The following is a 15,266-nucleotide window of genomic DNA, read 5'->3' as shown; positions in this document are numbered from 1 at the left end:
TCAGTAGGCGCCCTTCTTGCCGACGCCGGCGAAGGTGAAGTCCTGGGTGATCTCGAAGGGCTCGAACCACGGGCCGACGCCCGTCTCCTTGTCGACGTGGCGGCCGAAATGGCTGTCTTTGCCCGGGGGCGCGACGGTGACCTTCAGACGGTAACGACCCGGGCCGAACAGCTTGACGTTGTCGCCGTAATGCGGCCCGTCATTGGCGACCATCGGCATCAGCATGCCCGACACCGTCTGGTCGGTGGGCTTGTCGCCGTCGAGCTTCACCGCCTCGAAGCGGACGTCGAGCGCCGGCACCCAGTCCCCTTCCGCGAAGCCGTTGCGGTTGTCCTTGGCGGCGCGGATATCGGTCTCGAGGTGGATGTCCGACTTGGCGGCCTCGCGCATCATGCCGGGCGGATCCATCTCGATCGGCTGCAGATACACGGCCGCGACCTCCAGGCCGTTGCGCGTCACGTGCGGACCGATCGGCACCTCCTTGGCGGCCGCGGCACCGGCGAACGCCAGGAGCGAGGCCGCGGCGAGGCCGCGGAGAACCGGGAGGATGTGCGAGGCGTGCATGCGACCGCACATAATCCAGGCCGCGGGAAGATCAAACCGGAATCGCACGACAGTCAAATAATAACAATTCTAATCTGCCGGTCAGCCGAATCGACATTACGGTATTCGCATGTCGTTGCATCGAAAAAGGTCGATCACGACGCACTTTCACGAAGCTTTTCGCGGTGCGATGCCCTCTGGATCTTGACGAATCCAACGCGGGCTGGATCGTCACGCCAGTGCCATGCGACGAACCGAGGATGCGAGGCGGCAAGGCCATGAATCGCATGATGGCCCGCGATCACGAGCGCGCGACCCGGCTTGCACGGCCCCGTGACGCGTTTTAGCAAATGCTATACTTCTCTGTGAGTCGGATGAGATCCCGTTCCGTGTCCCTGGTCCGCACCGCGGCGCTCGTCCTGGCCGTCCCCCTCCTCGCGCCCGCCGCCGCGCGGGCGGCCGACATCTCCCCGCTGCGCCCCGCCGAGGCGCCGTCCTACACCGACTGGTCGGGGGGCTATGTCGGCCTCGAGGGCAGTGCCGGCGGGTCCTACGGCGCCTACAATTTCGGTCCGACGACGATCGGCGCCCGGCCGGTCCCGGCCTTCAAGAGCGGCGATTCCACCGGCCGCAGCGACCAGGGCAAGAACGCCACGACGGCGGTCGGCGGCCTGTTCGGCGGCTGGAACTGGCAGGCCGGGCCGTGGGTCTACGGCGTCGAGGCGAGTCTCGACGCGGCGAATCTGAAGCGGCCCGTCCCTTCGACGATCGCGGGCTTCGGCTACGCGAACGTGGACCCGGCCTTCAACATCGTGCGCGCCAAGACGGATCTCTACGGCACCCTGCGCGCCCGGCTCGGCTACAGCTTCGACCGCTACCTGATCTACGGCACCTTCGGCCTCGCGGGGGCGAACGCGCGCATCCTGGCGAATTACCCGGACCTCGACACGGGCGGCCAGACCACCGCGCGGCGGGACCTCGGCTACGTCGGCTTCACCCTCGGCGCGGGCGTGCAGTACGCCATCACCGACAGCCTCGCGCTGGGCATCGACTACCGCTACATCGATCTCGGAGGCAGCCGGCGCTTCCCGCTGGGCACGGTGCCCGGCGACGCGGGCGGGCCGGTCACGACCCGGGCGCGCTTCACGTCCAACGAACTGTTCGCGCGGCTGATGTGGTTTCCGGACGGGCTGAAGGTCCCGCCGGACCCGGACGAGACCGCCCCGCACGATCCCGACAACGGCGATACTGGCCGCTTCTCGCTCCACGGCCAGACGACGCTGATCGCACAGGGCGTGCCCGGCTTCCGCTCGCCCTACGAGGGCGCGCAGAGCCTGATCCCCCATCAGGCCCGGCAGACCACGACGGCCACGATCTTCCTCGGCCTCAAGCTCACCGACAGCACCGAGGTCTACTACAATCCCGAGTTCAGCCAGGGCTTCGGCCTGTCGCGGACGCTGGGCGTCGCCGGCTTCGTCAACGGCGAGGCGCAGAAGGCCGGCGCCCCGTTCCCGAAGCTGCGCTCGAACCGCTACTACGTGAAGCAGACCTTCGGGCTCGGCGGCGAGACCGTCGAGGTACCGGACGGCCCGAACCAGGTGGCCACCCGCTACGACGCCGAGCGGATCACGCTGATCGCCGGCAAGTTCGCGCTGGGCGACTTCTTCGACGGCAACATCTACGCGCACGACCCGCGCGTGGACTTCTTCAATTGGTCGCTCTGGGGTGCCTCGGCCTGGGATTTCCCGGCCAATCTCCCGGGCTTCACGCAGGGCGTCTACGCCGAGTACAACCGGCCCGAGTTCGCGATCCGCGCCGCCTACACGCAGGTGCCCAAGGAGCCGTCGAGCGACGTGCTCGACCCGCGGGTGTTCCGGCGCGCCGGGCTGAACGTCGAGTTCGAGGAGCGCCACGTGCTCCCGTGGCTGGAGCAGCCCGGCAAGATCCGCATCGGGCTGTTCTCGAATGTCGGCGTCTCGGCCAACAACCGCGACGTCGTCACCCTGACCCAGCTCGGCCTGTTCGACGACATCAACGACGCCGTCGCGGCGACCCGGCGTCCCCGCCGCAAGACCGGCGGCTACATCAACCTGGAGCAGGCGCTGACGCCCGAACTCGGGCTGTTCGCCCGGGCGAGCCTGAACGACGGGCGCACCGAGAACATCTCGTTCACCGACATCGACCGGAGCTTCTCCGGCGGCCTGTCGCTGAAGGGCAAGGCCTGGGACCGCCCCGACGACACGGTCGGCATCGGCGCCGCAATGAACGGGCTCTCGCCCTCGCACCGGGCCGCCTTCGCGGCCGGCTATCTCGGGCTGCTGATCGGCGACGGGCGTCTCAACTACGGCACCGAGCGCGCGCTGGAGACCTACTACGCCCTGAACCTGACGAAGTTCGTCACCCTGACCTTCGACTACCAGTTCATCGACAACCCCGGATACAATCGCGACCGCGGGCCGGCGCACTTCTTCGCCTCGCGGCTGCACGCCGATTTCTGATCGCGCCGATGAGACGGCCTCCGACCGGAGCGTTCGGACGCGATGCGTATTCGCGAGCGAAGCGATCCGGTCCGGGCTCCGGACGACACGCCCCCTGGGTCGCTGCGCTCGCGACGACGGCGGCATCGCCCGATGGCGCGGCCCTGCTCACTCCGCCACCTCGATCGCGGTCGCCCCGAAGATCGCCTCGAAGGCGGCGCGGAGCTGCATGTCGACCTCGGCCATGCTCACCGGCAGGCCGAGGTCGACGAGGCTCGTCACGCCGTGCTCCCGGACGCCGCACGGCACGATCCCGTCGAAATGCGCGAGGTCGGGCTCCACGTTCAGGCTGATGCCGTGGAAGCTGACCCAGCGGCGGACCCGGATGCCGATCGCCGCGATCTTGTCTTCGACGCCGGGCCCCTTCTCGGGCCGGCGCACCCAGACGCCGACCCGGTCCTCGCGGCGCTCGGCGCGGACGTTGAAGGCGGCCAGCGTCTCGATCAGCCACGCCTCCAGGCTCGCCACGTAGGCGCGCAGGTCGCGGCTGCGCCGGTCGAGGTCGAGCATCACGTAGGCCACCCGCTGGCCGGGGCCGTGATAGGTATACTGCCCGCCCCGCCCCGTCGTGTGGACCGGGAACCGGTCCGGCGCGACGAGATCCTCCGGCCGGGCCGACGTGCCCGCCGTGTAGAGCGGCGGGTGCTCCAGCAGCCAGACGCATTCGGGCGCCGCGCCGCGGGCGATCGCCTCCGCGCGCGCCTCCATCCAGGCGAGGGCGGCGGCGTAATCCACTGCCGCGTCGCTCACGCGCCAGCCCACCGGGCCGGCGACCGGATCGGTGCCGGGCCGCTTCGGGAAGGCGGGCGGGCTGACCGTGAGGCGGGGCGCGTTTACCAAGAGTTCACCATCCTGCGTCGATGGTCGAAGCCTTCAACATCCGCGGCCGGCGGTTGCAAGGTTCCGGCTGCGAGACGGGATGGCAGACGGTGGCGGTCTTCGAGACCCTGAAGGTCGATCTGACGGTGGTGCTGGGCCGGGCCCGCATGCCGCTGCACATGCTCCTCCGGATGGGCCGCGGCGCCGTGATCGAGCTCGAAGCCAGCGACAGCGACATGGTCGAGATCCTGGCCAACGACCACCCGATCGCGCGCGGGCAGATCGTGGTGACGGGCGACCGCATCTCCGTGGAGGTGACCGAGCTGATCCGCAAGGCGGCCTCGATCGTCGAGCCGGGCGTCAGCATCGGCGACGGCGCGGCGCCTTTCCTGGAGGGCGGCTACGATTCCCCGTGACTGCGCTTGTCGGCGGCCGGACGATCTGTTATCCGCTGCGCCGCGCGACACGAAAGCGGCCCCGGGTTCTCCCGCGGCGCGCGACGGTCGGGCGAACGGACCGGTCTTCGCGTCCGATGCGGCCATGGCGGAATTGGTAGACGCGCTAGCTTGAGGTGCTAGTCCCGAGAGGGGTGGAGGTTCGAGTCCTCTTGGCCGCACCACATTGTTTCGGTTGCCCGGACCTGCGGCAACCCGGATGTGGTGCATGACAGGGCGGTGCGCCGCCGATCACGATACACCATTATCTGAGCCGACGCGCCGGGTCGCGACGCGCGTGCCGTTCGCACGCCGGGCGCAGGCGCCTGCGCCCGGCCAGGGGTTGCGCGAGGACCGCGCGCATCATTCCGCGCCGGGACGTCGCGGGATCGGCGGAGGCCGGCTACCGTCCCGATCAGGGAGCCGACGGAGCACCGGAAGCCCGCAGCAGGGCGGCCTCCCTGTACTCGCGCGGGGTCAGGCCGTGGCGGTCCTTGAACCGGCGGGAGAAGTGCGCCTGGCTGGTGAACCCGCAGCCGTAGGCGAGCATCCCGATCGACAGGTGCAGGCAGGCTGGGTCGGACAGCCGCTTGGCCGCCGCCGCCAGTCGGCGCTCCCAGATCCAGTCGGAAATGTGCTGGCCGCGCTCGTGGAACAGCTCCTGGAGCCGGCGCAGCGAGACCCCCGTGGCGGCCGCGAGCTGGGGCGGGTCCAGTCCCGGATCGTCCAGATGGGCCTCGACATGCGCCTTCGCGCGCTGAACGACGACGCTGCCGTGGACGGGGCGAGGCACATCCTGCGCGAGCCGCTCGGCGAGGCTCGCCACGATCAGGTCGACCGCGATCGCCGACATGCGCTCGGCGGCGTCGGGCGTGAGCTGGTGCCGCACCCGGATCAGGTCGTGGATGAAGCCGGTCGCCAGCGTGGCCGACGCGAGGTCCGCCCCGACCGACAGGCCGGTGTAGAGCCGTGTCGAGCCGAGCACGCCTTCCAGGCGCTCCCGCGGCAGCTCCAGGAACAGGGCCTGGCTGTCCCTGTGGGTCGTCAGCACGGAGGGGCGATGGTCGAGCACGACCATGTCGCCCGGCCGCTGCACGGCCTCCCGGCCGTCCTGAACGCTCGTCGACAGGCCCGCGAGCTTGAACAGCACCACGACCATCCCGGCCCTGTCGTGGCGCCGGGCCGCGCTGGGCGTCGTCTCGCATCGCAGGGCGCTCTGCGTCAGGCGCGAGAGGTACAGCGCGCCGATCTCCGCGACGTCGAGCCTGCCCCGGAACGGCCCGTCGTCGAGGCGCTCGACCTCGATCGGCACGAGCCGCTCCCCGAGAAGGTCTCGCCAGAGCTTGAAGCCGCTCCGGGGGTGGAGACCCTCCGTCGAAAACACTGTCTGCATAGGCAATATCTGAAGTCGCGGCCGCGCAGCGATCCTGAATACCGATCGCTGCGTATCTTTAGATACACTTTCACGCTCGGACGATCCAACGATACCGTCAATTCTGAAACAATTATATCTCAACGGACAGATCAGAGGCGATCCTCGGTCACAACGACGATAAACGCCCGCCCCGACCACATCGGGAAGACGTGATCGACACGTATCGGCAGCCGAGCCGCGTCTTCGGGCGATCCCGAGTGCACGGGGCACGGCACCGTCGGACGAGCGCCTGCTGTTCACCGGCGCGACGGCGGCGCTCAGCCTGAGCGGACCGCAACCCGGCCCTGCATTGACTTCGCAGCCGCACACACGCATATCGGCGATGCAGCGTCAGCGGCCGCCACGGCCCGCTTGAGGGGGCTGCGTGACGGATCGGGCGCCACCCGGCGTGATCCGGCCCCCCTCTTCATAACGTGCATGCACCCGGGCCGCCCCATCACGCGGGCTGCCCCCTGCCAACGGACCGGCTCATACACGGCACAGCTCGCGAGCGACGCGAGGCGCCCGGCCGGCCCTGCTGCATCGGATACATCCTTGACCCAATTCACCGATTTCGGCCTCGCCCAGCCCGTGCTGCGGGCGCTCAGCGAGGCCGGCTACGTCGCGCCGACCCCGATCCAGGCCCAGGCGATCCCGCCGGCCATGGCGGGCCGCGACCTCTGCGGCATCGCTCAGACCGGCACCGGCAAGACCGCGGCCTTCGCGCTGCCGATCCTGCACCGCCTCTCGCTCTCGGACCGCCGCGCGCCGCGCCGCGGCTGTCGGGTGCTGGTGCTCTCGCCGACCCGCGAGCTCGCCAACCAGATCGCCGAGTCGTTCACCGATTACGGCCGGCACCTGTCCTACACCACGACGGTGGTGTTCGGCGGCGTCACCATCAGCCGCCAGGAGCGGGCGCTGGCGCCGGGCGTCGACGTCCTCGTCGCCACCCCCGGCCGGCTGATCGACCTCGTCGACCGCCGCTCGCTGACCCTGGAGGGCGTCGAGATCCTCGTCCTCGACGAGGCCGACCAGATGCTCGACCTCGGCTTCATCCACGCCCTCAAGCGCATCGTGAAGATGCTGCCGCAGAAGCGCCAGAGCCTGTTCTTCTCGGCCACCATGCCCAAGAACATCGCGGGCCTGGCGTCCCAGTACCTCACCGATCCGGTCCAGGTCGCGGTGACGCCGGTCGCCACCACGGCCGAGCGGGTCGAGCAGGAGGTGATCTTCGTCCATACCGGCGCCAAGCAGGCGCTGCTGGGGCACATCCTGCGCGATCCGGCGATCGAGCGCGTGCTCGTCTTCACCCGGACGAAGCACGGGGCGGACCGGGTCGTACGCGGCCTCGACAAGGTCGGCATCGCGGCTGCCGCGATCCACGGCAACAAGAGCCAGCCCCAGCGCGAGCGGGCGCTGGCCGCCTTCAAGGACGGCTCCTGCCGGGTCCTGGTCGCCACCGACATCGCGGCCCGCGGCATCGACGTCGAGGGCGTGAGCCACGTGGTCAACTTCGACCTGCCGAACGTGCCGGAGAGCTACGTCCACCGGATCGGCCGCACGGCCCGCGCCGGCGCCGACGGCCTCGCCATCTCGTTCTGCAACGACGAGGAGAAGGCCTACCTGCGCGACATCGAGCGCGTGACCCGGCAGAAGGTCCCGGTGGCGGGCTTCCCCGAGGGCTTCACCCCGCCGTCCCGCCAGGAGGCCGCCGAGATTGCCCGCGAGGAGGAGCGCCGGCCCGAGCGTCCGCAGCAGCGCCCCGGCGGCGGCCGCCAGGGCCAGCGGCCCCGGCAGCAGCAGGGCCGTCCCCAGCAGGGCCGGCCCGAGGGCGGCCGCGGCTTCGGCGGTCCCGGCCAGGGCGCGCCCCGGCAGGGCCGACCCCAGGACGGCCGCGGCGACAACCGCGGTGACAATCGCGGCCACGCCCCGCAGGGCCGCGACGCCCGCGCGGACCGGCCCGCTCGCCCGCAGGGCGAGCGCCCGAATCAGGGTCGCCCGAGCCGCGACGCCCGGCCCCAGCGCGCCGATGCCCGTCCGCGCAGCGGCGGTGGCGGCGGCGAGGGTCGCAGCATCGGCTGGCTGGAGCGGGCGCCCCGTCCCTGAGCGAAGATGGCCTGAGTGACGATCGAGCCGCCCGGGACGGATCCGTCCCGGGCGGCTTCGTTTCCGGTGACCGCGCCGGACGAGCGGCGAAACCGCAACCGGATGACGGCTCGACCCTCCGTGTGAACCCGGCGCGGCGATCGGGAGCGGATCGCCGCGCGCGGAGCCGTTCAGTTCGCCCGTGAGACCTCGACGAGGTTGTCGGAGAACGAGGGCGCGTGGCCCATATCGGTGAAGTCGCCGGACGAGATGCTGTTCACCGTGCCCTCGTTGAGCTGGCGCCAGTAGCCCAGCGTCGCCACCACGATCCCGGCCTTCACGTCGTCGGTGATGCGGGCCACGCCCTTGAAGGCGCCGCGGTCGTTGGCGACCTGCACCCGGTCGCCGTCCCGGATGCCGCGCGCGTCGGCGTCGGCTTGGCTGATCATCACGAACTGCTCGCCCTGGCCCTTCTGCTTGTCCTCCATGTTGGCGTAGCAGGAGTTCAGGAAGTAGTGGCTCTTGGGCGAGACGATGTTGAGCGGGTAGCGCTTGGCGAGTTCGGGATCGTTCGTGTGCGACTCGCGCGGGCCGAGGTAGTCCGGCAGCGGGTCGAGCGCCTCGCCAGGCTGGAAGCCCTCGTACATCTGCCGGAACGGCGGGGCGACGAAGTTCGTGGCGCCCTCCACCTTCAGCATGCACTTGCCGGTCGGCGTCGGGAAGTTCCCCTCCCGGTGCGGCGCCCGGTCGTCCGGCGTGCCGACCTTGAGCCGGGCGAAGCCGTGCTCGCGCATGTACTGGAGGTCGATGCCCTCGCAGGCCGGCGATGACCAGTCGACGTAGTGCTCAAGGCACTCGCTGTCGCTCCACTTGAAGTTCTCCTCATCGAAGCCGAGCCGGGCGGCCAGCCGCCGGAAGATCTCGTTGTTGGGGATCGCCTCGCCCGGCGCCTCGGCGCACTTGGTGTTGTAGGTCAGGTAGAGGTGCCCCCAGGAGAGGATCATGTCCTCCATCTCGGCGCCCATCGTGGCCGGCAGCAGGATGTCGGCGTAGGAGGCTGTGTCCGAGATGAAGTGCTCGGCCGAGACCATGAACAGGTCCTCGCGCATCAGCCCCTCGACGATCTTGTCGGTCTCGGGCGCCTGCGTCACGGGGTTCGAGTTCCAGCACATCATCGACATGATCGGCGGGTCGAGCTGCATCTCGCCGGTGAGCGCCCGGCCGATCTGAAGGTTCGAGACGACCCGGGTGTCCTCCGGGATCAGGTCCGGGCGGCAGATGACGTCGAACTTGTAGGGATGCTCCCAGACGCCGAACTGCGTGATGCCGCCGCCGACATGGCGCCACGCGCCGGTCAGCGCCGGGATGCAGGTCACCGCCCGGATGGTCTGGCCGCCGCCGTAGTGCCGCTCCAGCGCCACGCCGATGCGGATGCCCACCGGCTGCTCGGTCGCCATCTCGCGGGCGAGCTTCCGGATGTCGTCGGCGGAGACGCCGGTGATCTCCGCGGCCCATTCGGGCGTGCGCGTGCTGGCCCGCTCCTTCAGCTCCGCGAAGCCGACCGTGTGGTTGTCGACGTAGTCCTGGTCGACGAGGCCCTGTTCGATGATCGAGTTGATCAGCGCCATGGCGAGCGCGCCGTCGGTGCCGGGCTTCGGCGCGATGTGCCAGTCGGCGGCCTTGGCGGTGCGCGACGCGTAGGCGTCGATCACGACGACCTTGGCGCCCTGCTTCTGCGCGTCCTTCACGATCGCCCAGTGGTGCAGGTTGGTGCTGACCGAGTTGCAGGCCCAGATCACGATGTACTTGGAGTGGATGTAGCTGTCCGGGTCGAGGCCCGCGGTCGGGCCAACGGTGAGGAGCCACGCGGTGCAGGAGCCCTCGCCGCAGAAGGTGCGCTCAGTGACGGTGGCGCCCATGCGGTTGAAGAACGCGTCGCCGCCGTTCAGCCCGTGCACGAGGCCCTGGTTGCCGAGGTAGCTGTAGGGCGCGATGGCCTGCGGGCCGTACTGGTCGATGATCGCCTTCCAGCGGGTGACGATGGTGTCCAGCGCCTCGTCCCAGGTGATCCGCTCGAACTGCTTCGAGCCCTTCGGGCCGACGCGCTTCATCGGGTAGAGTAGCCGGTCGGGGTGGTAGTGGCGCTTCTCGTAATCCTTCAGCTTCACGCAGAGACCGCCGCGGGTCATCGGGTGGTCCGGGTTGCCGCGCACGCTCAGGAGCTCGCCGCCCTTCACCTCGAACAGCATCGAGCACGTGTCGGGGCAATCGTGCGGGCAGCCTCCATAGAAGACCTCCGAGTAGGCCTCGGGCTGGACGATCTCGTTCATACTCTCTTCCTCACCGGCCGCGGGCGTCCCGTTATTGTTCAGGCGTCCCGGATCCCGATCGGCGAAGCGTACAATGAGAGGAAGAAAAATTCTAACTCGAATCCCGGCGGCCGATCGCGCACGCGCGCCGCTCGGTGGCTTGTCCGCCCCGCGGCGCCCTCACCGCCCCGCCTTCCCTTGCGCGGGCGCGCCCCCATCTGAGGGATGGAAGAAGCGGGGGCCTGCGACATGCGGTTCGAACTCTACCGGGACGCCAAGGGCGAGTGGCGCTGGCGCCTGCGGGCGCGCAACGGCGAGGTGATCGCCGATTCGGGCGAAGGCTATGTCCGCCGCGAGGATTGCGAGCACGGCATCGCGTTGGTCCGCCAGAGCGCCGAGGCGCGCATCGAGGACATGACGACGAAGATCGCCTGACCCCGCGCGTCTCAACCTGCGATCAACCCTGTCCGAAACGTCGCAGCGGTTAAGCTGCAACGCTTCCGCTCGCCCACGCGTTGCAGCGGTTCGGACCGAGCGGAGCCCGTCGCCCTGCGCGGTTCGTCGACCAGGACGAATGACACAAAGGGAGTCGAGACCGTGCTGAGGAAATTCCTGCTCGCGGCCCTGCTGGCGCTGGGCTTCGCGGCCGCGGCGCCGGAGGGCGCGTCCGCCGCGCCCATCGGCCCGGGGCTGGCTCTGCCCGCCGAAGCCGCGCCGGCGGTGGCCGAGAAGGCCCAGTACTACTACCGTCGCCGGTTCTACGGCCCGCGGCCCTACTGGCGCCGCCCGTACTACGGCCGCCGGTTCTACTACGGCCCGCGGCCCTACTACCGTCGTCCCTACTGGCGCCGTCGGTTCTACTACTGATCGGCTCTCCGACCTGACCGGCCCGGCGGCTCCAGCGAGCCGCCGGGCTTTTTCACGCCCCGATTCGGGGTGCGCGACCGCGAGCCTTGCTTTATCGTGCCGGTAACGGGACCGCCGACGGCAGATCGGCGCGCCCGAGAGGAAGCCCGATGAACGATATTGCGCAACGCGCCGAGCCCGCGGCGGCGGCGCCGGACCTCTGGCAATCCATCCCGCTCGAATGCATCCTGAGCGCGGTCGCCGTTCTGCTGGCGGCGGGGCTCAAGCTCGCCGGCGTGATGTCCTGACGGCGTGCGGGGGGCGGATGGACGGCATGCAGCACGTCGCACTCTCACCGGCCGGAGGCGCGCCGCCCGCTGAGGTCGATCTGCCCAAGGGCGATCTCACGGTGCGCACCATCGCCATGCCGGCCGACACCAACGCCAACGGCGACATCTTCGGCGGCTGGGTGCTGTCGCAGATGGACCAGGCCGGCGGCATCGCGGGCGTCGACCGGGCGCAGGGCCGGGTGGTCACCGTGGCGCTGGAATCGATGACCTTCATCCGGCCGGTCCGGGTCGGGGACGTGCTGTGCGTCTACACCCGGGTGTCGCATGTCGGCCGGACCTCGATGAAGATTGAGGTCGAGGCCTGGGCACGGCGGTTCTGCACCCAGGTCCGCGAGCGGGTCACGCAGGCCACCTTCACCTTCGTGGCCATCGACGAGGACGGCCGGCCGCGGCAGATCCCGCCGGCCGTGCCGTCCCCGTCCGCGACGACTACTTGATCACCCCGCAGGCGACGCGGTCACCGGCACCGCCGATCGGCTGGGTGTTGTGGTCGTCCTCGTTGGCGTGGATGATCAGCGCCGCGCCGTCCCCGTCCTTCAGGCCGCCCTCGCCGTTCAGCGGCGTCTCGCTGGAGACCTCGGCATTGGCCGAGCCGTCCTGCGCCGCGTAGAGGTTCGGCAGGTCGCCCTCGTCGGGGCCCTCCGCGTTGAGCAGCCCGTGCTTGCTCTGGTCGTGGTTCACGTGCGCCTTGGAGTTCATGAACTTCGGGTCCGAGCAGTCGCCCACGGCGTGGAAATGCATCCCGTGCCAGCCGGGCGGCAGGCCGCCGGGCTGGATCGTCACGCGCAGGACCAGGGCATTCGCCCCGTCGCGGATCGCCAGCGTGCCGATCGGGTCGCCCTTCGCGTTCTTGATCGGCGCCGTGTAGGTCTCTGCCGGTTTGGCCGCCTCCTTGGGAGGCTCCTGTGCCAGGGCGCCGCCGGCGGCGGCGGTCCCGAGCAATACGAGCAGCGGCAGGGTGCGGGTCATGCGGTGGCTCTCCTTTCCGGCCCGGTCTAGTTAGGGAGCGCGCCGGCCTTCGACAGGGCGGCGGCCCGAAACCTCCGCCGCAGACCTGCCGGAACCGCACGAAGCCCCGATGACCCGAGACCGGACCAGCCCGGACCGCGCGGCCCCCGCGGACGATCCCGCGGAGAACCCTGCGCCGCGGCGCGCCGACCTGTACCTCGTGGCGCACGGCCATTTCGAGAGCCGCGCCCGGGCCCAAGCGGCGATCCGTGCCGGGCTCGTGCGGGTCGACGGGCGCCCGCTCGCGCGCGCCTCGGACCCGATCGCCCCGGGCGCGCGGGTCGAGGCGGAAGCCGAGCATCCCTACGCGTCCCGCGGCGGCCTCAAGCTCGCCGCCGCCTTGGACGCGTTCGGCGTCGATCCGGCCGGCCGCGTCGCCCTCGACGTCGGCGCCTCGACGGGTGGCTTCACCGACGTGCTGCTCGCCCGCGGGGCGCGCCACGTCCACGCCCTCGACGTGGGCCGGGGGCAGCTCCATCCGCGCCTCGCCGGGGACCCGCGCGTGACCAACCGCGAGAGCACCGACATCCGCGACCTCGGCGCGGACGCCCTCGTGCCGCCCCCCGAGCTGGCGAGCGTGGACGTGAGCTTCATCGGCCTGCGCCTCGTGCTGCCGGTCCTCCCGGGCCTGCTGAGGCCGGGATCGGCGATCGTCGCGCTGATCAAACCGCAATTCGAGGCCGGCCGCGCCCGGGTCGGCCGCGGCGGGCTCGTGCGCGATCCGGCGGTCCACGCCGAGGTCTGCGCGGCCGTCCGCGGGACCCTGGAGGGGCTCGGCGCGGCGATCCTGGGCCTGATCGACTCGCCGGTGCCGGGCGGCGACGGCAACGCCGAGTTCCTGATCGGCGCGAGGTTGCGGTGAGCGAGACAACAGATAGCGAGACGGTCAAGATCCGGGGGCTCGGCGCCCGCGGCGACGGGATCGCCGCGGACGGCACCCCGGTGCCCTACACGCTTCCCGGGGAGCGCGCGGAGATCCGCCGCGAGGCGCGACGCGCCGCGCTGCTCGGCGTCGCGCAGGCCTCTCCAGACCGGGTGGCGCCGTTCTGCCCCTACTACATGCGCTGCGGCGGCTGCCGCACCCAGCACCTGGCGCGGCCCGCGGAGCTCGCCTGGAAGCGCGACCTCGTCGCCCAGGCCCTGTCCCAGGCGCGCCTCGATGTGACGCCCGGTCCGGCGATCGACGCCCACGGGGCGGGCCGCCGCCGCCTTACCCTGCACGTGCGCGAGATCGGCGGCCGGGCCGAGGCCGGGCTGATGGCGGCGCGCAGCCACGCGCTGGTGCCGATCGACCATTGCCCGATCACCGTGCCGGCGCTCCACCCGGCCCCGGAGGTCGCGCGCCGCCTCGCCGCCCCGCTGGGCCACGGGCGCAAGCCCCTCGACGTCGCCGTGACGGCCACCGACCAGGGCCTGGACGTCGACCTGCGCGGTCACGGACCGGTCAGCGCCGGCGTCGGCGCCGCACTGGTGCGGATCGCCGGCGAACTCGGCCTCGCCCGGCTCTCCCTGCACGGCGAGCGCCTGATGGAGGCCGAGCCGGTCTCGGTCACGGCGGACGGCCCCGCCGCGGCGACGCGCCTCTACCCGGCCCCCGGCGGCTTCCTGCAGGCGACCGCGGCCGGTCAGGCGACGCTCTGCGACCTGACCCTGGCGGCCCTCGGCCCCCGCATCCGGCGCGTCGCCGACCTGTTCGCGGGCTGCGGGCCGCTGACGCTGGCGATCGCCCGGACGGCCGCGGTCCACGCCGTCGAATCCGATGCCGCGGCCCTCGCGGGCCTCGAGCGGGCCGCGCGCGCCGCCGCGGGCCTGCGCAAGATCAGCAGCGAGCGCCGCGACCTGTTCCGCCGGCCCCTGCTACCCCCCGAACTCGACGCCTTCGACGCGGTGGTGTTCGACCCGCCCCGGGCCGGCGCGGAGGCGCAGGCCCGCCAGCTTGCCGCCGCCCGCGTGCCCCTGGTGATCGGCATCGCCTGCGACGCCGGAACCTTCGCGCGGGACGCGGCGACGCTGGTCGCCGGCGGTTACCGGCTGGAGACCGTCACGCCGGTCGACCAGTTCCGCCATTCGGGCCATGTCGAGATGGTCGGGGTGTTCCGGCGCGAGACGGCGCGGCGGCGCTAGGCCACGCAACCGGCGGCCACGTTTCCCGTTCTCCCGGCGACGGGAGACCTTCCATGATCCGCGGATTCCTCGGTACCGCGACGCTCGGTGCGCTGAGCCTCGCCCTCATCACCCCGCTCGCGGCGCAGACGCGAGCGCCCGACCAGACCGGCACGGGCGGCGGCCCGGCCTCGACCATCACGGCGCCGAACACCAACAGCCTCGGCGTCACCAAGCCGCCCGGCACATCCCTCGGCCCCGGCGAGGTGCCGACCCCGGAGCAGCGGCGGCGCGAGCGCGCTCTGACCGACAAGATCGAAGGCAGCATCTGCGACGGCTGCAACTGAGATCGGGTCGGGGTCGCTCGGGCCGGGTTCCCGCTCAGGCCATCGCCTGTCCGGGCCGCGGTGTTCGACTGGGCCGTGCCCCGCAAACGGCTCTCCATTCGGCGCGACCTCGGGCGGCGCGGAACTTCAGATCGCGCTCGCTCCGGCCTGCGGGCCCCGCGGGTCCGCCGAGGGGCTTGGCCAAACCGCCGGCTCGATACAGCAGCGACCGGCGAGCAGGATTGTTGCCAGCGCATATTTCCATATTGGTTGCAAATATATCCATCTTCATAACCCAATATCCTATCTTCAAGCCAGTATTTTTGTAGATATACTCCAAATATTGATCTTCATATTCACGGATATGGAGGTCCTTAGAGCGAATCATTGCTCAAAAATCGTGTTCTCGTTTATTGATTCGCAACTTGATGCTTCGTAAGACTTGCGCGTCGCGGGTCCTAGCCTGGGGGCGGCGACGTACAGCCGCGACTT

Annotated in this window: 15 protein-coding genes and 1 tRNA gene; 11 read left to right on the top strand and 5 right to left on the bottom strand. The window is 70.8% G+C overall.

Features of this window, described 5'->3' with window-relative positions; all coding sequences use genetic code 11:
• On the bottom strand, positions 1 to 564 hold the full coding sequence (locus tag BMY19_RS23955) for an iron transporter (RefSeq protein WP_020095636.1): 564 nt from the start codon (positions 562 to 564) through the stop codon (positions 1 to 3).
• 353 nt (positions 565 to 917) lie between these two features.
• Here BMY19_RS23955 and BMY19_RS23950 point away from each other — a divergent pair, with 353 nt between their 5' ends.
• Positions 918 to 3,041, top strand: a complete 2,124-nt coding sequence (locus BMY19_RS23950) for a carbohydrate porin (protein ID WP_170863028.1) — start codon at positions 918 to 920, stop codon at positions 3,039 to 3,041.
• A 147-nt stretch (positions 3,042 to 3,188) separates the two neighbouring features.
• Here BMY19_RS23950 and lipB read toward each other — a convergent pair whose 3' ends face one another.
• Positions 3,189 to 3,920, bottom strand: coding sequence for a lipoyl(octanoyl) transferase LipB (lipB, locus tag BMY19_RS23945; RefSeq protein ID WP_100253172.1), 732 nt, complete (start codon positions 3,918 to 3,920; stop codon positions 3,189 to 3,191).
• A gap of 89 nt (positions 3,921 to 4,009) precedes the next feature.
• Between lipB and BMY19_RS23940 the strand changes: the two genes are divergently transcribed.
• Entirely contained in the window at positions 4,010 to 4,315 is a 306-nt protein-coding gene (locus tag BMY19_RS23940) for a FliM/FliN family flagellar motor switch protein (protein ID WP_020095633.1), read from the top strand.
• A 118-nt stretch (positions 4,316 to 4,433) separates the two neighbouring features.
• Positions 4,434 to 4,518 (top strand) — tRNA-Leu (locus tag BMY19_RS23935).
• Between the two features lie 230 nt (positions 4,519 to 4,748).
• Here BMY19_RS23935 and BMY19_RS23930 read toward each other — a convergent pair.
• Positions 4,749 to 5,726, bottom strand: a complete 978-nt coding sequence (locus BMY19_RS23930; protein WP_020095632.1) for a helix-turn-helix domain-containing protein — start codon at positions 5,724 to 5,726, stop codon at positions 4,749 to 4,751.
• Between the two features lie 576 nt (positions 5,727 to 6,302).
• On the opposite strand from BMY19_RS23930, the gene BMY19_RS23925 reads away from it, so the two are divergent.
• Positions 6,303 to 7,853, top strand: a complete 1,551-nt coding sequence (locus BMY19_RS23925) for a DEAD/DEAH box helicase (RefSeq protein WP_100253171.1) — start codon at positions 6,303 to 6,305, stop codon at positions 7,851 to 7,853.
• Positions 7,854 to 8,023: 170 nt separating this feature from the next.
• Here the strand turns inward: BMY19_RS23925 and BMY19_RS23920 are convergent, their stop codons facing one another.
• Entirely contained in the window at positions 8,024 to 10,162 is a 2,139-nt protein-coding gene (locus BMY19_RS23920) for a molybdopterin-containing oxidoreductase family protein (protein ID WP_100253170.1), read from the bottom strand.
• 228 nt (positions 10,163 to 10,390) lie between these two features.
• Here BMY19_RS23920 and BMY19_RS23915 point away from each other — a divergent pair, with 228 nt between their 5' ends.
• The 4 genes from BMY19_RS23915 to BMY19_RS23905 all read left to right on the top strand — a co-directional run bounded on the left by BMY19_RS23915 (position 10,391) and on the right by BMY19_RS23905 (position 11,774).
• Complete coding sequence (locus BMY19_RS23915) at positions 10,391 to 10,576, top strand: YegP family protein (protein WP_026605317.1); 186 nt, start codon at positions 10,391 to 10,393, stop codon at positions 10,574 to 10,576.
• Positions 10,577 to 10,738: 162 nt separating this feature from the next.
• Positions 10,739 to 11,008: a hypothetical protein gene (locus BMY19_RS23910; protein WP_020095628.1), complete on the top strand. Its 270-nt coding sequence runs from the start codon at positions 10,739 to 10,741 to the stop codon at positions 11,006 to 11,008.
• A 149-nt stretch (positions 11,009 to 11,157) separates the two neighbouring features.
• Complete coding sequence (locus BMY19_RS31025; RefSeq protein WP_020095627.1) at positions 11,158 to 11,295, top strand: hypothetical protein; 138 nt, start codon at positions 11,158 to 11,160, stop codon at positions 11,293 to 11,295.
• A 26-nt stretch (positions 11,296 to 11,321) separates the two neighbouring features.
• On the top strand, positions 11,322 to 11,774 hold the full coding sequence (locus tag BMY19_RS23905) for an acyl-CoA thioesterase (RefSeq protein ID WP_020095626.1): 453 nt from the start codon (positions 11,322 to 11,324) through the stop codon (positions 11,772 to 11,774).
• On the opposite strand, the gene BMY19_RS23900 is transcribed toward BMY19_RS23905, so the two are convergent.
• Positions 11,767 to 12,306: a superoxide dismutase family protein gene (locus tag BMY19_RS23900; RefSeq protein WP_056526253.1), complete on the bottom strand. Its 540-nt coding sequence runs from the start codon at positions 12,304 to 12,306 to the stop codon at positions 11,767 to 11,769. The two genes, BMY19_RS23905 and BMY19_RS23900, sit on opposite strands and share 8 nt — an antisense overlap.
• Positions 12,307 to 12,415: 109 nt before the next feature.
• On the opposite strand from BMY19_RS23900, the gene BMY19_RS23895 reads away from it, so the two are divergent.
• From BMY19_RS23895 to BMY19_RS23885, 3 genes are read left to right on the top strand one after another with little or no spacing between them, the layout of a single operon-like run.
• A complete protein-coding gene (locus BMY19_RS23895; protein ID WP_170855252.1) occupies positions 12,416 to 13,207 on the top strand; it encodes a TlyA family RNA methyltransferase in 792 nt (263 codons plus the stop codon).
• Positions 13,204 to 14,469, top strand: coding sequence for a class I SAM-dependent RNA methyltransferase (locus BMY19_RS23890; RefSeq protein ID WP_100253169.1), 1,266 nt, complete (start codon positions 13,204 to 13,206; stop codon positions 14,467 to 14,469). Before BMY19_RS23895 ends, BMY19_RS23890 begins: the two co-directional genes overlap by 4 nt.
• A gap of 53 nt (positions 14,470 to 14,522) precedes the next feature.
• Positions 14,523 to 14,795, top strand: coding sequence for a hypothetical protein (locus BMY19_RS23885; protein ID WP_100253168.1), 273 nt, complete (start codon positions 14,523 to 14,525; stop codon positions 14,793 to 14,795).
• The last annotated feature ends 471 nt before the right edge of the window (positions 14,796 to 15,266 follow it).

The organism is Methylobacterium sp. UNC300MFChir4.1 (genome assembly GCF_900110155.1).
GTDB lineage: Bacteria > Pseudomonadota > Alphaproteobacteria > Rhizobiales > Beijerinckiaceae > Methylobacterium.
The sequence above is the reverse complement of the archived record's forward strand: the minus strand, read 5'-3'. Positions and strand labels throughout refer to the sequence as shown.